This is a genomic window from Kibdelosporangium persicum (genome assembly GCF_013280595.1).
Lineage (GTDB): Bacteria > Actinomycetota > Actinomycetes > Mycobacteriales > Pseudonocardiaceae > Kibdelosporangium > Kibdelosporangium persicum.
This window is the reverse complement of record NZ_JAAATY010000085.1, coordinates 1-1,584: the sequence shown is the minus strand read 5'-3', so window position 1 is coordinate 1,584 and position 1,584 is coordinate 1. Positions and strand designations below refer to the sequence as shown.

General features: G+C 62.6%; 1 protein-coding gene and 1 pseudogene. Both read left to right on the top strand.

Annotation, left to right across the window (positions count from 1 at the left end; translation table 11 throughout):
• On the top strand, window positions 1-564 hold a 564-nt coding region (locus tag GC106_RS46955; protein ID WP_217281870.1), incomplete at its 5' end, for an RHS repeat-associated core domain-containing protein.
• Window positions 565-760: 196 nt separating this feature from the next.
• Window positions 761-1,584 (top strand): annotated as a pseudogene (locus GC106_RS46950) (RHS repeat protein); the annotation flags it as partial.

Below are 1,584 nucleotides of genomic sequence, written 5' to 3'. Positions count from 1 at the left end.
CACGTCTTCGGGCAGACTGCGCTGGGGCCGATGTGGGTCAAGGAGAACGGGTCGTTGACCACCTACAGCCGCGATCCCCGTGGCACTGTCATGACCGTCCAGACTGACAACGGTGCTCGCTACAACGCCATCACCGACTACCAAGGCAGTGTCCTGGGACTGGTCGACACCAAGGGCAACCTCGCCGCGACCTACACCTACACGCCGTATGGCAAGTCCACCGCGAGTGGGGCGGCCGCGGCCGCGAACAACCTGAAGTACCTCGGGCAGTACCAGACCCAACGCGGTGCGCTGCTGTTCGGATACCGGTACTACCAGCCGGACTGGGGCCGCTTCACCCAACCGGACCCCACTGGGCAGGAACGGAACCCCTACAACTACGCGACATGCGACCCGGTCAACCTCAGCGATCCCACGGGAAATGCACCGAATGGATGCGCTCTGGTTGCAGCGGGCGCCAACGCCACCATCAGCATAGCTGCACTGATCGTCGGCGGCCCGGTAGGCGTTATCTTTACTGGCATAGCCATCGGCCAAGGGCTTGCGTCACTATGGACCTGTTGATTCAAGATCAAAGCCGATAGCGGTAACGACAGGAGGAACGAGACGGTGGACCGTACAACGCGTGGCAGGTTCGCCTTTCTGCTGAGCTCGGTCGCAGCGGCCATCTTGATCATTCTTGGCCTGTTCGGCGTACTGGACAAGGTGGTCACGACCGTCTTGGTGGTCGTTCTTCTGCTTGCCGGAGTCACAATCTCGGTTGGTTTCAATCGAGCAGCAAGACGTAAACAGTGAGCCGCTGCTGTTCTACTACGACGCGGCCAACCGGATGGTCAAGATGACCGACCCCGGCATCCAGGACACCACGTTCACCTACGACAACGCCGACCGCCGCACCTCGATCACCTGGCCAGGCGCGGGCTCGCAGACCATCGGCTACGACACCTCCGGCCGACAGACCAGCATCTCGGTCAAGAACCCGGCCGGCGCCGAGACGTTCAAGGTCACCTACAGCTACGCCGTGCCCGGTGGCGGCGACAGCGATCTGTTGCAGTCCAAGGCCATCGCCGGAGTCACCACCGCGTTCAGCTACGACCCATTGCGGCGACTGTCCAAGGCGGGCAATGACACCTTCAGCTACGACCTGGCCAGCAACATGACCACCCTGGCCGGGACCAGCTTCACCATGAACGCGGCCAACCAGCCCACCCAAGCAGGCAACTCGACCAACCAGTTCGACGCCGCGGGCAACTTGACCAGTCGCACCAACCCGTCGGAGACCTACACCTACAGTCCCACCAACCAATTGCTGAGCGCGACCAGCGGTGGCGTCGAGGTCTACCGGGCCAGCTACGACGGCATCGACCACACCCAACCCCGATCCATCACCGAGAAGGTCGGCTCGACCACCAGCACGCACGTCTTCGGGCAGACTGCGCTGGGGCCGATGTGGGTCAAGGAGAACGGGTCGTTGACCACCTACAGCCGCGATCCCCGTGGCACTGTCATGACCGTCCAGACTGACAACGGTGCTCGCTACAACGCCATCACCGACTACCAAGGCAGTGTCCTGGGACTGGTCGA